General features: G+C 72.0%; 18 protein-coding genes. 13 read left to right on the plus strand and 5 right to left on the minus strand.

Annotation, left to right across the window (positions count from 1 at the left end; translation table 11 throughout):
* Nucleotide 1: 1 nt before the first annotated feature.
* The 8 genes from K8F61_RS16345 to K8F61_RS16380 all read left to right on the plus strand — a co-directional run bounded on the left by K8F61_RS16345 (nt 2) and on the right by K8F61_RS16380 (nt 8,378).
* Nucleotides 2–1,279, plus strand: coding sequence for a dihydrodipicolinate synthase family protein (locus K8F61_RS16345; protein WP_231819879.1), 1,278 nt, complete (start codon nt 2–4; stop codon nt 1,277–1,279).
* A complete protein-coding gene (locus tag K8F61_RS16350; protein WP_231819881.1) occupies nt 1,276–2,142 on the plus strand; it encodes a sugar phosphate isomerase/epimerase family protein in 867 nt (288 codons plus the stop codon). The genes K8F61_RS16345 and K8F61_RS16350 overlap by 4 nt, the downstream gene beginning before the upstream one ends.
* Before the next feature lie 58 nt (nt 2,143–2,200).
* Nucleotides 2,201–2,986, plus strand: a complete 786-nt coding sequence (locus K8F61_RS16355; RefSeq protein WP_231819883.1) for a sugar phosphate isomerase/epimerase family protein — start codon at nt 2,201–2,203, stop codon at nt 2,984–2,986.
* 10 nt (nt 2,987–2,996) lie between these two features.
* Nucleotides 2,997–4,094, plus strand: a complete 1,098-nt coding sequence (locus K8F61_RS16360; protein WP_084344953.1) for a LacI family DNA-binding transcriptional regulator — start codon at nt 2,997–2,999, stop codon at nt 4,092–4,094.
* A gap of 145 nt (nt 4,095–4,239) precedes the next feature.
* The gene (locus tag K8F61_RS16365; protein ID WP_231819885.1) at nt 4,240–5,340 is read left to right on the plus strand and encodes a glycerate kinase; all 1,101 of its coding nucleotides are present in this window, start codon (nt 4,240–4,242) and stop codon (nt 5,338–5,340) included.
* Between the two features lie 239 nt (nt 5,341–5,579).
* A complete protein-coding gene (locus tag K8F61_RS16370) occupies nt 5,580–6,431 on the plus strand; it encodes an ABC transporter permease (protein ID WP_084344837.1) in 852 nt (283 codons plus the stop codon).
* A gap of 26 nt (nt 6,432–6,457) precedes the next feature.
* A complete protein-coding gene (locus K8F61_RS16375; RefSeq protein WP_067249558.1) occupies nt 6,458–7,504 on the plus strand; it encodes an ABC transporter substrate-binding protein in 1,047 nt (348 codons plus the stop codon).
* Nucleotides 7,505–7,514: 10 nt separating this feature from the next.
* Nucleotides 7,515–8,378, plus strand: coding sequence for an ABC transporter ATP-binding protein (locus K8F61_RS16380; protein WP_231819886.1), 864 nt, complete (start codon nt 7,515–7,517; stop codon nt 8,376–8,378).
* A 111-nt stretch (nt 8,379–8,489) separates the two neighbouring features.
* Here the strand turns inward: K8F61_RS16380 and pgm are convergent, their stop codons facing one another.
* Nucleotides 8,490–10,133: a phosphoglucomutase (alpha-D-glucose-1,6-bisphosphate-dependent) gene (pgm, locus tag K8F61_RS16385; protein WP_231819887.1), complete on the minus strand. Its 1,644-nt coding sequence runs from the start codon at nt 10,131–10,133 to the stop codon at nt 8,490–8,492.
* Between the two features lie 150 nt (nt 10,134–10,283).
* Here pgm and pheA point away from each other — a divergent pair, with 150 nt between their 5' ends.
* The 3 genes from pheA to K8F61_RS16400 all read left to right on the plus strand — a co-directional run bounded on the left by pheA (nt 10,284) and on the right by K8F61_RS16400 (nt 12,233).
* A complete protein-coding gene (pheA, locus tag K8F61_RS16390) occupies nt 10,284–11,237 on the plus strand; it encodes a prephenate dehydratase (protein WP_231819889.1) in 954 nt (317 codons plus the stop codon).
* Nucleotides 11,238–11,433: 196 nt separating this feature from the next.
* Entirely contained in the window at nt 11,434–11,736 is a 303-nt protein-coding gene (locus K8F61_RS16395) for a hypothetical protein (RefSeq protein ID WP_231819890.1), read from the plus strand.
* Nucleotides 11,706–12,233, plus strand: coding sequence for a hypothetical protein (locus K8F61_RS16400; protein WP_231819892.1), 528 nt, complete (start codon nt 11,706–11,708; stop codon nt 12,231–12,233). Before K8F61_RS16395 ends, K8F61_RS16400 begins: the two co-directional genes overlap by 31 nt.
* An 83-nt stretch (nt 12,234–12,316) precedes the next feature.
* Here K8F61_RS16400 and K8F61_RS16405 read toward each other — a convergent pair whose 3' ends face one another.
* Nucleotides 12,317–13,366 (minus strand): LLM class flavin-dependent oxidoreductase, encoded by a 1,050-nt coding sequence (locus K8F61_RS16405; protein WP_231819893.1) that lies wholly within the window; start codon nt 13,364–13,366, stop codon nt 12,317–12,319.
* Between the two features lie 96 nt (nt 13,367–13,462).
* On the opposite strand from K8F61_RS16405, the gene K8F61_RS16410 reads away from it, so the two are divergent.
* A complete protein-coding gene (locus tag K8F61_RS16410; RefSeq protein WP_067249574.1) occupies nt 13,463–15,193 on the plus strand; it encodes a cation:proton antiporter in 1,731 nt (576 codons plus the stop codon).
* Between the two features lie 136 nt (nt 15,194–15,329).
* Here the strand turns inward: K8F61_RS16410 and K8F61_RS16415 are convergent, their stop codons facing one another.
* On the minus strand, nt 15,330–16,784 hold the full coding sequence (locus K8F61_RS16415) for a dicarboxylate/amino acid:cation symporter (RefSeq protein ID WP_067249578.1): 1,455 nt from the start codon (nt 16,782–16,784) through the stop codon (nt 15,330–15,332).
* 165 nt (nt 16,785–16,949) lie between these two features.
* Here K8F61_RS16415 and K8F61_RS16420 point away from each other — a divergent pair, with 165 nt between their 5' ends.
* Nucleotides 16,950–17,393, plus strand: a complete 444-nt coding sequence (locus K8F61_RS16420; RefSeq protein ID WP_231819894.1) for a YbjQ family protein — start codon at nt 16,950–16,952, stop codon at nt 17,391–17,393.
* Here K8F61_RS16420 and K8F61_RS16425 read toward each other — a convergent pair.
* Nucleotides 17,390–17,626: a helix-turn-helix domain-containing protein gene (locus K8F61_RS16425; protein ID WP_231819895.1), complete on the minus strand. Its 237-nt coding sequence runs from the start codon at nt 17,624–17,626 to the stop codon at nt 17,390–17,392. The two genes, K8F61_RS16420 and K8F61_RS16425, sit on opposite strands and share 4 nt — an antisense overlap.
* On the minus strand, nt 17,623–18,249 hold the full coding sequence (locus K8F61_RS16430) for a hypothetical protein (RefSeq protein WP_231819897.1): 627 nt from the start codon (nt 18,247–18,249) through the stop codon (nt 17,623–17,625). The genes K8F61_RS16425 and K8F61_RS16430 overlap by 4 nt, the downstream gene beginning before the upstream one ends.
* Nucleotides 18,250–18,327 lie beyond the last annotated feature (78 nt).

The following is an 18,327-nucleotide window of genomic DNA, read 5'->3' on the forward strand; positions in this document are numbered from 1 at the left end:
GATGACGACGATCCGACTGCTGTCCGCGACCGGCGAGGTCACGGACACGCCGCTCGCCGAGGCCGGGGCGTACACCCGCCCGACGCAGCCGCTCGCGAGCCGTGTGGCGTACGCCGCCGCGCACGTGGTGCCGAAGGTCCACGCCGACAACACCCCCGGCCGGCCCGCCGACATCGACTGGGACGCCACGCTGGCGTTCCGTCGCAACGTCTACTCCTGGGGCCTCGGCGTCGCCGACGCGATGGACACCGCCCAGCGCAACATGGGCCTGGACGCCGCCGCGACCCGGGAGCTCATCGCCCGAAGCGCCGAGGTCGCGCGGGAGGAGGGGGGATCCGTCGTCGTCGGCGTGAACACCGACCACGTCGAGGATCCGCACATCCCGCTCGACCGGGTGATCGACGCCTACGTCGCGCAGCTCCACTTCGCCGAGGAACAGGGCGCAGGACCCGTGCTCATGGCGTCGCGGCACCTCGCGCGCGCCGCCGAGAGCGCCGAGGACTACGTCCGCGTGTACGACGCGGTGCTGTCCCGCGCGACGACGCCGGTCGTGCTGCACTGGCTGGGCACCGCGTTCGACCCCGAGCTCGCCGGGTACTTCGGCGCGGCGGACTGGCAGACCGCGTCGCGGACGCTGCTCGAGATCATCGGCGGCCACCCGGGCACCGTCTCGGGCGTCAAGATGAGCCTGCTCGACGCCGAATCGGAGGTCTCGGTGCGTGAGCGCCTGCCCGAGGGCGTCCGCATGTTCACCGGCGACGACTTCAACTACGTCGGTCTCATCGGCGGCGATGCGGTGGAGGAGGGGCGCGCGGCGCGGGAGGCGGATCGTGCCGCGGGGGCGGACGGCGTTTCGTCTCGCTCCGCTCGCTCGACGACCGGAGCTCGCTCGACGACCGGAGGCGGACACTCCGATGCGCTGCTCGGGGCGTTCGCCGCGATCACCCCCGTCGCCTCGGCCGCCATCCAGGCGCTCGACGCGGGCGACCCCGCGCGCTACCGGGAGATCCTCGGGCCGACCGAGGCGCTCAGCCGGCAGATCTTCGCCGCGCCGACCTTCTACTACAAGTCGGGCGTCGCCTTCCTCTCCTGGCTGAACGGGCACCAGCCCGCGTTCCAGATGGTCGGAGGCCTGCACTCCGCCCGCAGCCTCCCGCACCTCAGCCGGATCGTCGAGCTCGCCAACGACGCGCTGGCGCTGGAGGATCCGGGGCTCGCCCGCGAGCGCTGGCACGGGATGCTGCGGCTCAACGGCATCGAGGCGGGGGCGGACGCATGACCGGGGTCGACCCGCGCCTGTCGATCAACCAGGCGACGATCAAGGCCGCCGACCTCGCCACCGCGCTGCGGGTCACGGCGGAGGCAGGGGTGACGGGGATCGGCCTGTGGCGCGAGCCGGTGAACGAGGTCGGTCTCGACACCGCCGCCCGGATGCTCGCGGACTCCGGTCTGCGCTTCACGACGCACTGCCGAGGCGGGTTCTTCACGCTGCCGGACGGTCCCGAACGGATCGCGGCCCTCAACGACAACCGGCGGGCGATCGAGGAGACCGCCGTTCTCGCGGCCGCCGGCGCCGAGGGATCCACGGCGGTGCTCGTCCTCGTGGCGGGCGGCCTGCCGGAGGGCTCGAGGGATCTGGCCGGGGCGAGGGAACGGGTGCGCGACGCGATCGGCGTGCTCGCGCCGGAGGCGCGCGCCGCCGGGGTGACGCTCGCGATCGAGCCGCTGCACCCGATGTTCGGATCCGACCGCTGCGTGGTGTCCACACTCGGTCAGGCGCTCGACCTCGCCGCCGACTTCGACGCCGACGTGGTCGGCGCCGCCGTCGACACATTCCACATCTGGTGGGATCCGCAGGTGCTCGATCAGATCGCGCGGGCCGGGCGCGAGGGGCGCATCGCGACCTATCAGGTGTGCGACTGGAGGACGCCGCTCCCGGCCGACGTGCTGCTCTCCCGGCACTACCCGGGGGACGGGATCATCGACTTCGCGACGCTCACCCGCGCCGTGGTCGACACCGGATACGACCGCGACATCGAAGTCGAGATCTTCAACGCCGACATCTGGGCGACCGAGCCCGCCGAGGTCGTCCGGCGCACCGCGGAGGCCTTCGCGCGCGTCGTGTCCCCCCACCTCCCGTGAGCGCGGTCGCGGATCCGGGGCACTCCCGTGCCGGGCACGGCTCTGGGAAGGTGGAGAGATGAGGATCCGTCCGGGGCTGTGCTCGGTGACCTTCCGCGACCGGGAACCGGCCCGGATCGCCGCGCTCGCGGCGGAGGCGGGGCTCGCGGCCGTCGAGTGGGGCGGGGACGTGCACGTCCCGCCCGGCGACACCGCGCGGGCCGGCGAGGTGGCGCGGGTCACCCGGGACGCCGGGCTCGCGGTGAGCTCGTACGGCTCGTATTTCCGGGCGACCGCGGGGGAGCGGATCGACGCCGTGCTGGACGCGGCGGAGGCCCTCGGCGCCGACCGGGTCCGCGTCTGGGCGGGACGCCGCGGGTCCGCCGACGCCACGGCGGACGACCGCGCCGAGGTGACGGCCGGGCTCGTCCGCGCGGCGGAGGCCGCCGGGGAGCGCGGCATCCGGCTCGCGCTGGAGTACCACGGCGGGACGCTGGCGGACACCCCGCCGGCGACGAGGCGGCTCCTCGCCGACGTCGGGCACCCGGCGCTCGGCGCCTACTGGCAGCCGACGGTGGGCGCCGACGACGACACGGCGCTCGCCGAGTACGCCGCGCTCGCCGGGCAGGTCGACGCCGTGCACGTGTTCTCGTGGTGGCCGCGGACCGAACGGCATCCGCTGGCGACGCGCGAGGGCCTGTGGCGTGCGTTCTTCGCCGAGGCCGTGTCCGCGGCGCACCCGCCCCGCGACGCCCTGCTCGAGTTCGTCCCGGAGGACGACCCCGCCGCCCTCGCCGGGGAGGCGGCGATCCTGCGCTCCTGGATCGCAGACGCCTCCCGGGGAACGCAGGACACGCCCGGGTAGGCTCTGGCGCATGGATGCGGAAAGCCCTTCCTCGGCCCGCGGCGGCGCGGCGGACGACCCCTCGCGGCAGCACCGCTCCGACCCGTCGCGCGCGGCGGGACGGACAGGCGCGGCGACCCTGCACGACGTCGCCCGGGCGGCGGGGGTCTCGCTGGCGACCGCCTCGCGCGTGCTGAACGGGTCCGCGCGGAAGGTCGCCGAGTCGTTCCGCGAACGGGTCGAGCGTGCTGCCGAGGAGCTCGGCTACACCCCCAACGTGTCGGCGCAGGCGACGGCGCGCGGACACGCGCCGGTGATCGCGCTCCTGGTCGCCGACATCGCCGACCCCTACTTCGGGCTCATCGCCTCCGGGGTCGCGCGGGGGGCGGACGAGCGGGGCCTGGTCGTGACGGTCTCGATCACCGAGCGCGACCCGGAACGCGAACGGCGGATCATCCGGGCTCTGCGCGGACAGCGCCCGCAGGGGCTCATCCTCGCCTCCTCCCGCTCCGACGACGACGACGCGGCCGGGGAGGAGCTGGCGGACTTCGCGGCCCTGGGCGGGCGCATCGTCGCCTTCGGCGCGGCCCGCGAGGGGATCCGCACCGTCGAGATCGACAACGAGGGCGGCGCGGCCCAGCTCGGCGCGCGGATGGCGGAGCTCGGGTACCGGCGCGCGCTCGCCATCGGCGCGGCCGAGGGCGTGCGCACCTCGGACGACCGCCTCGGCGGATTCCGGCGGGCGTTCGAGGAGGCCGGCGGCCGGGTGGAGCGCGTGTACCGCGGCGACTTCCGGCGGGAGTCGGGCGCGGAGTCCATGGCGCGGGCGCTCGCGGACGGCGTGGACCCGGGAACGCTCGTGTTCGGGATGAGCGACGTCATCGCCATCGGCGCGATGTCCGCGATCCGGGACGCCGGCCGCGCCGTCGGCGAGGACATCGCGGTGTGCGGGTTCGACGACGTGCCGTCCAGTCGTGACGTGACCCCGGCGCTGTCGACCGTGCGGGTGCCGTTGAGCGAGGCCGGATACCAGGCGTTCCGCGCGATCGCCGACGACGACTGGGTCCAGGACCCGCTGCCGGTCGAGGTCGTCGTGCGCGCGAGCACACCGGGTCGGCCGCTCGGATGATCCGCCCGGACGCCCGCGTGCGCCGGCCGGTCCTGTCCGCGCTCAGCCACCGTGCGGCGGGGGACCGTGCGGCGGAGGACCGTGCGGCGGGGGAGGGGCGCGGGGCGGGGGAGGGTGCCGGTGGGCGCCGGATCGGAGGAGCGCGGTGACGCGAGTGGTGCTGGCCCCCGACAGCTTCAAGGGATCGCTCGATGCGGCCTCCGTCGCCGAGGCGCTGGCCGCGGGGTGGGCCTCGGTCGATCCGACCGCGGAGTTCGTCCACCGGCCCATGGCCGACGGCGGGGAGGGGACCGTCGCCGCCTTCGCGACCGCCATCGACGGCGCGACCGCGATGCCGGTGACGGTGGACGGTCCCGCCGGGGTTCCGGTGCGCACGCGCTGGCTGCTGCTGCCGCCGAGCCCGGATGCCCCCGGCGGCACCGGGGTCGTGGATCTCGCGTCCACCTCCGGCATCGAGCTGCTGGACGATCTGCGCCCCCTCGATGCGGACACCACCGGGTTCGGCCAGGCGATCGCCGCTGCGCTTGATCACGGCGTCTCCCGCCTCATCCTCGGGATCGGCTCCAGCGCATCGACGGACGGGGGCACGGGCCTCCTGCGGGCGCTGGGCGCCCGCTTCCTCACCGCCGAGGGGGCGGAGGCGCCGGCGGGGGCGCGAGGGCTCGGGCTCATCGCGCGGATCGATCTGTCCGGACTCCGCCCGGCCCCGGAGGTCCGCGTGCTCACCGACGTCACCCATCCGCTCACGGGCCCTCGCGGGGCCGCGGCGGTGTTCGGGCCGCAGAAGGGGCTGACGGACCCCGAGGAGATCCGGCGGGCGGACCGCGGTCTGTCGTCCCTCGCCTCCCTCCTGGCGCTGGAGCCGCGGACCGCGGGCGCCGGGGCGGCGGGCGGCGCCGGGGGCGCGCTTCTCGCGTGGGGCGGGACTCTCATGCCCGGCGCGGAGGAGGTCGCCCGCCTCGTCGGCCTGGCCGACGCCGTGGCCGGGGCGGACGTGGTCGTGACCGGCGAGGGCTCCTACGACGGGCAGTCCGGTGACGGCAAGGTGCCCTCCTTCGTGGCGGCGCTCGCCGCGGAGGCCGGCACGCGGGCTCTCGTCGTGGCGGGGCGGATCACGGACGACGCGGACCTGTCGCCGTTCGCGGCCGCGGAGTCCCTGACCGGGATCGCCGGCTCGACGGAGGCGGCGCTCGCCGATCCGATCACGCACCTGCGCGCCGCCGCCGCGCGCCTCGCCTCCCCCTAGCTCTCTTCCCTCCCTCCCTCCCCCCCCCGCCGGTTTGGGGCGGGTCCCGGGGTCGTGGGGTCCGACCCGGGGCCGTTCGGCCCGGAAATGCGCCCCGAATCGTGGCGAGCGGCGACGGACACGTCGACGGAGACGCCGAGCATTGACAGCCCCGGACGGGCGACATATGCTCGATTCCATCCGATGGGAATGCGCTTTCCCATCCCTATCCACCACAGACGAAGTTGTCGAGGAGACCCATGTCGTCCACCACGAACGCGACGATGGCACTGGCTCTACCCGCGGCCGGCCGTGAGCCGAACGCCTTCCTCCGCTGGTGGTCCCGGAACTGGCACCCCGTGGTGTTCGTCGCGGTCGTCCTCGTCCTCTGGTGGGTCGCGACCGCGCTGAAGTGGGTGCCGCCGTTCATCATCCCGTCGCCCGCCGACACGTGGGCCGCGTTCTCGAACAACGCCGCCTACCTCGCGCAGCACACCTGGGTGACCACCTACGAGACGCTCGTCGGATTCGTGATCGCCGTGGTCGTGGGCCTGTTCGTCGCCGTCGTCATGGTGTACTCCAAGGGCCTGGAGCAGACGCTCTACCCGGTGATCCTCTTCGCCCAGGTGATCCCCAAGATCGCGATCGCGCCGCTGTTCATCGTGTGGCTCGGTTTCGGGACATCCCCGAAGATCCTGGTCGCGGTGCTGATGGCCTTCTTCCCGGTCGTCATCTCCGGGCTCGCGGGGCTGCGTGCGGTCGACCCCGAGATCCTGCAGCTCACCTCCACGATGGGCGCAGGACGCGCCAAGACCTTCCTTAAGGTGCGCCTGCCCGCCGCGCTTCCCGAGCTCCTGTCCGGGCTGAAGGTCGCCGCCACCCTCGCGGTGACCGGCGCGGTGGTCGGCGAGTTCGTCGGCGCCAACGAGGGACTCGGCTACGTGATCCTCCAGGCCAACGGCAACGTCGACACGGCGATGCTCTTCGCCGCCCTCATCATCATGTCGATCCTCGGCGTCCTGCTCTTCGCGATCATCCAGATCGCCGAGCGGTTCCTCATCCCCTGGCACGCGTCCAAGCGCGACGTCTCCGCGAACACCGTCCGTCTCTGATCCGCACCCGAACAACAGGAGTCCTGATGAAGAAGTCAGCATCCGTCCTCGGCGCCGTCGCGCTGCTGTCCGCCTCCGTCCTCGCCCTCGCCGGCTGCGGCGGAGCCTCGGCCCCGGCGGACGCGCCCACGGAGGGCGGATCGGGCGGCGCCGCCGAGACCACCGACGTGACGCTCATGCTCAACTGGTATCCCTACGGCGAGCACGCGCCGTTCTACTACGGGGTCGAGAAGGGGATCTTCGCCGAGCACGGCATCGACCTCACGATCAAGGCAGGCCAGGGCTCCACCAAGACGGCACAGGCCGTCGGACAGAAGCAGGTCGACTTCGGGTGGGCTGACACCCCCGCGGTCCTCGCCAACATCGACAAGGGCGTGGGGATCACCAGCGTCGGCGTCTTCCTGCAGACGACGCCTTCCGCTGTGCAGGTCTTCACCGAGTCCGGTATCGAGAAGCCGGAGGATCTCAAGGGCAAGACCATCGCGGTCTCGGCTGGAGACGCCCCGACGACGACGTTCCCGATGTATCTGGAAGCCGTGGGGCTCTCCGAGTCCGACGTGACGCAGCAGAACCTCGACCCGGCGGGCAAGATCGCCGCGGTGCTCACCGGCCAGGTGGACGGACTCATCGGCTTCGCGCACGACCAGGGGCCCACCATCGCCGGGAAGTCCGGCAAGGAGATGACGTACCTGCGCTACTCGGACGCGGGGCTGAACTTCTACAGCAACGGCCTGATCGCGCCGAACGAGACCATCGAGAAGAACCCCGACCTGGTCAAGGAGCTCGTCGCCGCCACCTCCGAGGCGTTCGCGGCCGCGGCCGAGGACCCCGAGGGCGCCGTCGCCGCCATGGCGGGCAAGGATCCGCAGATGCCCGCCGAGGATGTCCTGCTCGACCAGTGGCAGGAGACGATCAAGCTCCTCACCACGTCCGCCACCGAGGGCGAGGCTCCCGGCGTGAACGCCGAGGAGGACTGGCAGGCCACGCTCGACGTGCTCGCCAAGGCGGGACTCATCTCCGGCGACGGCACGATCGAGACCTACTACGACGGCTCGTTCGCGCCCGGGAAGTGACGAGGACCCGATGCCGACCATGCAGGACTCGGGGCTCGCGGCGATTGGACGCCGCGGCCTGCCGGAGCAGGATCAGGAGAGCACGCCCATGACGAACGCGCCCACGGGGACCGCGCTGGAGATCAGCGACCTGGCCATCACGTTCGCCTCCAAGCGGGGCCGGGTGACGGCGCTGGAGGACGTGGACCTGACGGTGCAGGCGGGGGAGTTCCTCACGATCGCCGGTCCGTCCGGCTGCGGGAAGTCGACGCTGCTGAAGGCGGTCGCGGGTCTCACCCGGCCGAGCGGCGGCAGCATCCGGCTCCGGGGCGAGGCAGTGACCGGTCCGCGTCAGGACATCGGCTTCGTCTTCCAGCGGGCGGCGCTGCTGGAATGGCGCAGCGTCCGGGGCAACATCCTGCTCCAGGCCGAGATGCGCGGGATGGACATGCGCAAGGCCCAGGAGCGGGCGGACGAGCTCATCGAGATGACCGGGCTGACCGGCTTCGAGAAGGCGCTCCCGCACGAGCTGTCCGGCGGGATGCAGCAGCGCGTGTCGCTGTGCCGGGCGCTGCTGCACGAGCCCGGTGTGCTCCTCATGGACGAGCCGTTCGGGGCCCTGGACGCGCTCACCCGGGAGCGGATGAACGTCGAGCTCAACCGGATCTGGGCGGCGACCGGCACCACGGTGCTGCTCGTCACCCACTCCGTGCCCGAGGCGGTCTATCTGGCCAGCCGGGTGATCGTGATGAGCCCGCGTCCCGGGCGGATCCTCGAGGAGCACCGCGTCGCCCTTCCGCCGCAGCGGGGGTACGCCGAGGTGCTGGAGACGCCCGAGTTCCACCGTGTTTCCAGCCGGGTGCGCGAGCTCCTGGGTTCTCCGGGCGGCGACTGAGCCCGGCTCTCTCGCGTCTCCCGCGGGTTTGGGGCGAACCCCGGGGCTTCGGGGCCCGATCCGGGTCCGTTCAGCCCGAAAACGCGCCCCGAACCGCGGCGTGCGTCGGGATCAGGCGCCGAGGACTCCGGCGACGACGGCGCGGGCCTCGGCCTGGACCTGCGCCAGGTGCTCCGGACCCCGCAGCGACTCGGCGTACAGCTTGTACACGTCCTCCGTGCCGGACGGCCGTGCCGCGAACCACGCGTGCTCGGTCTGCACCTTGAGGCCTCCGATCGCCGCACCGTTCCCGGGGGCGTGGGTGAGGCGCGCGACGATCGGCTCGCCCGCGAGCTCCGTCGCGGTGACGGCCTCCGGCGAGAGCCCCCCGAGCGCGGCCTTCTGCTCCGGCGTCGCGGGGGCGTCCACGCGCTGATAGGCGGAGGCGCCGAACTCGGCCTCCAGCTCCGCGTACCGCTGCGAGGGGGTCTTCCCCGTGACGGCGATGATCTCCGCCGCGAGAAGGCACAGCAGGATCCCGTCCTTGTCGGTCGACCAGGGCGTCCCGTCCATGCGCAGGAACGAGGCCCCCGCGGACTCCTCCCCGCCGAAGGCGACCGAGCCGTCGAGCAGACCGGGGACGAACCACTTGAACCCGACCGGCACCTCCAGCAGCGGCCGATCGAGCGCGGCGGCGACCTTGTCGATGATCATCGACGACACCAGGGTCTTGCCGATCGCGGCGTCGGCCCGCCAGCCCGGCCGGTGCGCGAACAGGTAGTCGATCGCCACGGCGAGGTAGTGGTTCGGGTTCATCAGGCCCGCATCCGGGGTGACGATCCCGTGCCGGTCGGCGTCCGCGTCGTTGCCGGTGAGCACGTCGTAGTCGCCCTTCTTGGCGACGAGGGAGGCCATGGCGGACGGCGAGGACGGATCCATCCGGATCTTCTCGTCCCAGTCGAGCGTCATGAAGCGCCAGGTTGGGTCCACCTCTGGGTTCACGACCGTCAGCTCCAGGCCGAACAGCTCGCCGATCAGCGCCCAATAGTCGACGGACGCGCCGCCGAGGGGATCCGCGCCGATCCGGACTCCGGCGCGCTTGATCGCATCCACGTCGATGATCGAGGGCAGGTCGCGCACGTAGGCGTCGCGGAAGTCGTACGTGCCGATCGTCGACGGGTCGATGTCGGCGAAGCGCACGCGCTGCAGGCCGTCGAGGCCGGCGGCGATGAGGGCGTTGGCGCGCTCGGCGATCCAACCGGTCGCGTCCGTGTCGGCCGGGCCGCCGTGGGGCGGGTTGTACTTGAAGCCGCCGTCGCGCGGCGGGTTGTGGGACGGGGTCACGACGATGCCGTCCGCGCGGCCCGCCTCGTCCGCCGCGAGCCCGCGGTTGTGGGTGAGGATCGCGTGGCTGAGCGCGGGGGTGGGGACCCAGGAGTCGCGGGAGTCCACCCGCACGTCCACGCCGTTCGCGAGGAGCACCTCGATCGCACTGCGCTCCGCGGGCCGGGACAGGGCGTGGGTGTCCCGGCCGAGGAACAGCGGGCCCTGGATGCCCTGCGCGCGGCGGTAGTCGACGATTGCCTGCGTCGTGGCGAGGATGTGGCGCTCGTTGAAGCTGTTCGACAGGGACGACCCGCGGTGTCCGCTCGTGCCGAAGACGACGCGCTCGCCGGGGACCTCAGGATCGGGGACGCGGTCGTAGTAAGCGGCGATCAGCTCGTCGACGTCGATGAGGTCACTTTCCTCCGCGGGGAGGCCGGCTCGGCTCGTCATGGGACCAGTCTGCCGCGTGCTTCCTTTGACTGCACCCCGAAGCGCACTCGCACGTCATCTCCCGAGTGGTCACTTTCTGTGGGTTCGCGGCCCCGGAACCCACAGAAACTGACCACTCGGCGTGTGCGGGGCGGGGCTAGGCTGAACGCCGTGACCGAAGCCGAGACCGCACGCCGTACGTACAGCTACCTGGGGCCGGCCGGCACGTTCACCGAGGCGGCGCTCGAGCAGGTCCCCGAGGCCCGCGGCCACGAATGGCGCCCGGTGCACAACGTGGGCGAGGCCCTCGCCGACGTGCTGGAAGGACGCAGCGACGCGGCCATGATCGCGATCGAGAACTCCGTCGAGGGCGGGGTGACCACCACGCTGGACGCGCTCGCGACCCTCCCGGGGCTGCGGATCGTGGGCGAATACCTGGTCAAGGTCGACTTCGTCCTGGTCGCCCCGCCCGGGACCCGGATGGAGGACGTGCGGGTGATCGCCGCTCACCCGGTGGCGTACGCGCAGTGCCACGGCTGGCTGGGCGCGCACCTCCCCGCCCACTCGCACGTCCCCGCGGCGAGCAACGTCGCCTCCGCCCTCGGGATCCTGGACGGCACGCTCCCCGCCGATGCCGCCATTGCCGCGCCGGGGATCGTGCGGCACCATGACCTGGAGCTGCTGGCGGACGGGATCGGCGACAACGAGAACGCCGTGACGCGGTTCGTGCTCGTCACGCGCACCACGGCTCCGGCCCCTCCCACCGGTGCGGACAAGACCTCCCTCATCGTCGAGCTCCCCGAGGACCACCCGGGCGCTCTGCTGGAGCTGCTGGAGCAGTTCTCCACACGCGGCATCAACCTGTCGCTGCTGCAGTCCCGACCCATCGGCGACGAGCTCGGCCGCTACCGCTTCGTCCTGGACGCCGACGGGCACATCCATGACGAGCGGATGGCGGACGCCGTCCTCGGCATCCGCCGGTTCAGCCCGCGCGTGGTCTACCTCGGCTCGTACCCGCGCGCCGACCGCCGGATCGTGCAGTACCCGGAGAGGTATGCGGACGAGGTCTTCGTCGAGGCCCGCGACTGGCTGCGCAGCCTCGTCTCCGGCGAGCCCGAGCAGTAGAGTCCGGTCGGAATCGGGAGGGGATCCATGGTCTCGAGCGCGTTGCCCACCCGCCCAGGCAGGACTCCTGCCGCCCTTTCCGACGCCCCGGTTCCGGTCATCACTGGTATGCACTTTTCGGATTCGCGTCACAAGTTTCCTTGACACTCCTTGTGAAGACAGGTAAGTCTTGGCGTACTGCAACAAGGGAGGGCGCATGTCGATGATCTCTCAGCGCGTAGGGAACCGCATCATCGCAGGTTTGGCTTGTGCCTTGCTGCTGATCGGCGCACCTGCGCCGGTCCATGCGGCGGGGGTTGCGCCTCGCGAGGTCGGCACCTACAGCGCGTGGCAATACAACTTTTACTACGACCACTTCGTTTCCGCCGATTCGTGCGAAAAGCGGGGCTACGCCATGAAGTACTACGATCCAGACTTCGTCGGTAAGGTCCTCAACTGGCAGTGTGTCCGACACGAGGAGAACACTCGATGGTCGATGCACGTTCTCTGGGCGACGTGATCGCGCAGGTGGGCGCCGGGGTCTCGATGCACGGGTACCTCGACCGGCGATCGCAGGCGAACGGGGCGCTCGTCTGGGCAGTCAACGCCTGGGAGCCGACCCGGCGCCAACAGGTCGTGGGGGGAGGGGTGCCGGTCTCCTGGCGGCCCGACGCCGACGTGCCGGCGGGCGGAAGCCTCGTCGCGGTGACCGGCCGCTGGACGGGCGTGGGCATCGACGATGCCCGTGGGAAAGAACTCTTCGCGGCCTCCATCCCGGCACTGATCAGCGGACGTCCGGATGCGATGACTCCGCAAGAGGCGGGAGTGGAACGGTTTCTCGCCGTCGGACGATCGGTCGCCGGATCCGGCGCCACGGTACTGGGAACCGGGGCGACCGATGCGGCCCAATGGGTCCATGTCCTCGCGATGACGCCCGACCTCGCCCGGGTGCAGCGGGAGAGTCCGGTCCGCCTGGACGTCTTCGTCTCGGTCGTGCCGTCTTCTCGCCCGGGCTGACCGGTCCCGCCTGTACCGACTCGCGGTGTCGATCGCGCGGGCCGTGCTGAACCGTGGCTGACCGGCGGTGCCGGGCGGGCGGGTCAGCCGGCGAGCAGCTCCAGGCTCTGAACGCGGCCGCGGGTCTCGTCGAGGGGCTCCTCCGCGAACGATCCGGCGACCGGGGAGAGCATGATCTCGTCGACGCCGTGCTGCTCGGCGAACGCCGCCAGCTCGTCGCGCACGGACGCGGCGTCCCCGACGAACCAGTTCGCCTTGGCGGCGGCGTGGATCTGCTCCTCCTGCGGGTCCGGTGCCGCAGCGAGGGCGGCACGGGCCTCCTCGACGGTCTCCAGCGGGACGAGCGGGCGGTTCAGCCGGAGCCGGGCCATCATCCGCAGCTGCGGCAGGGCGCGCGCCTCCGCCTCTTCTGCCGTGGGGGCCGCGACGACGTTGGCGGTGAGGAAGGTGCGCGGCTCCGGGTGCGCCTCGCTCGGACGGTACGCCGACCGGTAGAGGGACAGGGCGCGGTCGAGGCCGGTGCCGGAGAAGTGGTTGGCGAAGACGTAGGGCAGGCCGAGGGACGCGGCCAGCTGCGCCGAGTAGTCGCTGGATCCCAGGAGCCAGATCTCCGGGGCTCCCTCGGCGGCGGGCGTGGAATGGACCTGGTACTCGCCGCCGCTGGTGAACTGGACCGTGGCGCCGGCCGCCTGCAGCATGAGCGCGATGTCCTGCACGTGGGAGGGGAAGCGCTCCACGTCGCCGGCCGTGCCGGAGGCGCGAAGGAGCTGCGTGATGACGGGGTCGCTGCCCGGCGCCCGGCCGATCCCGAGATCGATGCGTCCCGGCGCCAGGGCCTCGAGGGCGGCGAACTGCTCGGCCACGATGAGCGGGGCGTGGTTGGGGAGCATCACCCCGCCGGAGCCGACGCGGATGCGCCGGGTGCGCGTCGCCGCCGCCGCGATCAGCACCGGCGGCGTCGTGGAGGCGACGGCCGGCATGTTGTGGTGCTCGGCGAACCAGTAGCGCCGGAAGCCGAGCTCGTCGGCGCGCTGGGCGAGGGCGAGCGACGACGTCATCGCCTGCGCACTGGTCTGGCCGGTGCGCACGGGGACGAGATCGAGGACGGACAGGGCGGGGGACGCGGTACTCATCCTCAGGGGCAACCGGTGCACGCGCGAACGCATTCCCGTCGGTCGGAGCCGTGGGCCGTCGGGAGCCGCGGGCGGTCGCACCGTTACCCTTGCCGCATGGATGCCGAGATCTTCTACGTCCTCGTCGGTTCCGTGCTCGTCGCGGCCATCGCACGGTGGCGCGGCTGGCCGGCGCCCCTGCTGGTCACGACGGTCGCGCTCGCCGTCGCGTTCATCCCCGCGGTGCCGAATCTCTCCATCGACGGGCACATCCTGCTGAACCTCGTGCTGCCGCCGCTGCTGTACTCCGCGGCGCTGGACGTGTCGTTCGTGAGCTTCCGCCGCAGCATGCCCCAGATCCGGCGGCTCGGAGTGGGGCTCGTCGTCGTCACCGCGGCGGCCGTCGGGCTGGTGGCCTGGCTGCTGATGCCGTCCCTGACGCTCCCCGGCGCGCTCCTGCTCGGGGCGATCGTGGCTCCGCCGGATGCCGTCTCGGCGGCCGCGATCGGCCGCAAGCTGGGGCTGCCGCGACGCATCATGACCGTGCTGTCGGGGGAGAGCCTCATCAACGACGCCACCTCGCTCACCCTGTACCGCGTGTTCGCCGCGATCGTCGCGGGCGCGACGCTGACCGTGTGGGACGGCGTGTGGCAGTTCGTCGTCGCGGTGGTCGTCGGCGTCGGGATCGGCGTCCTCGCCGGATCCGGCCTGCACGTGCTGCGGATGCGGATCTCGGATCCGGTCGTCAACGGCACCTTCGGCCTGCTCGCGCCGTTCGGGATCTACGCCATCACGGAGCACCTGGGCGGATCCGGCGTCCTCGGCGTGGTGGCGATGGGCCTGGTCGTGGGGTTCAACGCGCCTCGGACGAGCTACGCGACGCGGCAGCAGGAGACGCCGATCTGGCTCTCGGCCGACTTCCTCCTGGAGTCGTTCGTCTTCGCGTACATCGGTCTCCAGCTGCCGCGGGTGATCAGCGAGCTCGACGAGGGCGACGTCGGGTCGGTCCTCGCGCTGTCGGGGGTCGTGCTCCTCGTCGTGCTCCTGGTCCGACCGGCCTTCGTCTTCCCCGCCTCGGCGTGGGGCCAGATGTGGCAGGGGTTCCGGATGCGGAGGTGGGAGCGCCAGGTCGCCCAGGGGCGGATGCAGCAGTGGGAGCAGCGCGCGGAGGAGGCGCATCGCCGTTCGGGGCGTCGCGGCCGGCCGATGACGGCCGAGCAGCTGCGCCGGCGGATGGTCGAGCCGCAGCTGTCGGCCCGCGACAACGTCGTGGTGTCGTGGGCGGGGATGCGCGGGGTCGTGACGCTGGCGACGGCGCTGGCCGCCGCCGATCTCGCCGGTCTGGACGAGGCCGCCGCGCACGCGATCGTCGTGGTCGCCTTCGTCGTGACCGTGGGAACGCTCCTGCTGCAGGGGCTGACGCTGCCGCCGCTCATCCGATGGATGCGGATCGCGGACGACGACGAGGCCGCCGAGGACGCACGGCAGATCGACCAGGTGCTCAGCCGCACGCGCGAGGCGGGCGCGGACTACCTCGCGCGACAGCGGACGCTCTGGGAGGAGAAGTACGGGCCCGAGTCGACGGAGCGCTTCGATCAGTTCGCGCGCCGGATGATCCGGATCGGCAAGGACACCGAGAGGGCGCAGGCCGAGGAGCGCGTCCCGATGCCGTCGAAGGCGGACCTCATGTCCCTGTCCAAGGGGTGGATCGAGGTGCGCCGCGATGTGCTGCTCCAGGAGCGGGACGCCGGGGAGCTGAACGAGGAGGTCATGCGGGAGCTGATCGTCGCGATGGACGCCGAGGAGCTCGCCCTGGACACCCGTGCGGACGCCCGTCGCGACCGCTGAGGACCCGCGCCGCTGCCTGTCACTCGGGCGCGCTCGTCACCGGGACGCGTTCCGGCGACCGGCGCGCTGGCGTCCCCACGCAGAGGATCCTGCCGCCCCGGGGAACCGGTGACGGCAGGATCCTCTGCGATGCGCGTCAGCGCGCGGCGACGGCGTCCGTATCGGCGGCGTCGTCCCGGGAGCCCGCGGCCGCCGCGTCCGCCTCGGTGTCAGCGGGCGTCTCGTCGGCGTCGTCCTCCTCGGCGAAGGGCAGGCCGCGACGCGGGGCGTTGTACAGCTCCTCGTCGAGGATCCCCTCGCGCTTGGCGACGATCGCCGGCACGAGCGCCTGGCCGGCGACGTTCACCGCGGTGCGTCCCATGTCGAGGATCGGGTCGATCGCCAGCAGCAGGCCCACGCCCTCCAGCGGCAGACCCAGGGTGGAGAGGGTCAGCGTGAGCATGACCACGGCGCCGGTGGTGCCGGCGGTCGCGGCGGAGCCGACCACGGAGACGATGACGATCAGCAGGTACTGCACGAGGTTCAGCTCGATGCCGAAGAACTGCGCGACGAAGATCGCGGCGATGGCCGGGTAGATCGCGGCGCAGCCGTCCATCTTGGTGGTCGCGCCGAGCGGCACCGCGAAGGAGGCGTACGCGCGGGGAACGCCGAGGTTGCGCTCGGTGACGCGCTCGGTGAGGGGCAGCGTGCCGATCGACGAGCGGCTGACGAAGGCGAGCTGCACCGCCGGCCAGACGCCGGAGAAGTACTGCTTGATCGACAGGCCGTGGGTCTTCACCAGGATCGGGTAGACGACGAAGAGCACGAGCGCGAGCCCGATGTAGATCGCGCCGGCGAACCACGCGAGGGACGTGAGCTTGCCCCAGCCGTACTGGATCACGGCGGATCCGATGAGCCCGAAGGTGCCGATCGGCGCGAGGCGGATGATCCACCACAGCACCCGCTGGATGACCTTCAGCAGCGACTCGGTGAACGCGAGGAACGGCTCGGCCTTCTTGCCGGCCTTCAGTGCGGCGATGCCGACGACCACGGCGACGACGATGATCTGGAGGATGTTGAAGTTGACCGAGGAGGCGAGCACGCCGTCGTTCTCGGAGGTGCTCACGGACAGGCCGAGGAAGTTCTGCGGGATGAGCCCGAGCAGGAAGTTCCACCACGTGCCGACGGTGTAGGGCTCGCCGGTCTCGAGGCCCTCGCCCGCGCGGTTGCCCGGCTGCAGCACGAGGCCGAGCCCGATGCCGATCACCACGGCGATGAACGCGGTGATCGCGAACCACAGCAGCGTCTGCCCGGCGAGGCGGGCGGCGTTCTGGACGCGGCGGAGGTTGGAGATGCTGGCGACGATCGCGGTGAAGATGAGCGGGACCACGGCGGCGCGCAGGATCGTGACGTAGGAGCTGCCGATCTTGCTCAGCGTGTCGGAGAGCGCCGTGGGGTTCTCCGGCGAGGCGCCGAGCTGGACGCCGAGCAGGCCGACGCCGATGCCGAGGACGAGTGCGGCGACGATCTGGAAGCCGAAGGAGGTCAGCAGCTTGCGGACGGGTCCGCGGGTGTCGGGCGCCTTCGGACGGCGCACGGCGGTGGTGGACATGAGGACTCCGGGGTCGTGTGTGCGGGCGCGGATGCACCGTGTGGGTCAACGGTATGCAGCCGTCGGTATTCCCGCGGCGTTCGTGACGAACCGTGACGCCCCCTCCCCGGTCGTTGAGCGACAACAGCGAGTCGAAACGCCCGAGGCGCGTGCCAGGATGTGCGCATGTTCATGGTCACGACGAACGACGTCCCCGGCTATCGGATCACCCGAGTGCTCGGCGAGGTCATGGGTCTCACGGTGCGGTCGACGAACTTCGGGCAGGGTTTCACGGCCGGGTTCCGATCGCTGGCCGGAGGGGAGATCCCCGAGTTCACGAAGGTGATGTACGAGAGCCGGTACGAAGTGATGAACCGGATGTGGGCGGAGGCGGTGCAACGCGGAGCGAACGCGATCGTCGCCATGCGCTTCGACACCGACTCCATCGGCGGGTTCAGCGAGGTCTGTGCGTACGGGACGGCGGTCGTCGTCGAGCCCGTGGAGACGACGGACCCGACAGCAGCGGTCCCGCGGGCTTTGTCGGACCAGGCTGTCCCGGCCGAGCCGCCGGCGCCTCCGGTCGCTCCGGCGGCGCCCGGAGCGGCGAGCCCGGAGTCCCCGACCGCCTAGCGCGGGGCGAGGACGAGCAGGTCGCCGACCTCGCAGTCCAGCACGTCGCAGATGGCGCGGAGCGTGGAGTAGCGGATCGCGCGTGCCCGGTCGTTCTTGAGCACCGACAGGTTCACGATGCTGACGCCGACCCGATCGCTGAGCTGGGTCAGGGTCATCCCGCGCTCGGTGAGCAGTTCGTCGAGGCGACAGTGGATGCCGGTGTCCTCGTCGTCCTGCGCGGCCGGGGTCATACGAGTCCCTCCGTGTCCTTCTGCAGTCGGGTGCCGAGCGAGAACGCGGACGCGACGAGCGCGAGCGCGAACCCCCATCCGACGGGGGCGAGGTCGATCTCCGCGAGAAGGGGCCAGAGGACGTCGTGCACACCCGGATCCACGGAGGCGAGGGCGTCGACCGCCACCGCGCGCCCGAAGGCGCCGGCGGCCTGGCCGAGGATCCCGCCGGCGAGGACCAGGACCGCCGCGATCCCGAGCGTCCAGGACATCGACGTGCGGAACGGCCGCGACCGGATGAGCGAGACGCCGAGCCACCAGGCGACCGCGCAGACCCCCACCGTCGCCAGCGCGGGAAGCGCGCCTTCGAGCAGGAGGAGCCAACGGGCCCCGGCGGCGAGGTCTGTGAACGTGACGACGGCGGAGGCGTACTGCGACGAGGCGATGCCGGGAGCATCCGCGAGCGCTGCGACGGATTCGGCGTCGTGCACGGGCATCGGCACCGAGACCTGTGCACTGAACAGGTCCGCGGCGCGCACCGCGATCGCCACGATCGATGCGATCGCGACGCTGACCGCGGCCGTGGCGATCACACCGAGTGCCACGGCGTCGCCGCGGGAGTGGCGGGCGGGTGCGGTGGTCATGACTCCTCCTTCGGTGCGGGGCACCGGATCCGGTACTTATCGATTTTCGTTAACAATAACGATTGTCGATAAGGGTGT

Source organism: Microbacterium resistens (genome assembly GCF_021172025.1).
In the GTDB taxonomy this organism is placed as follows: Bacteria; Actinomycetota; Actinomycetes; order Actinomycetales; family Microbacteriaceae; genus Microbacterium; species Microbacterium resistens.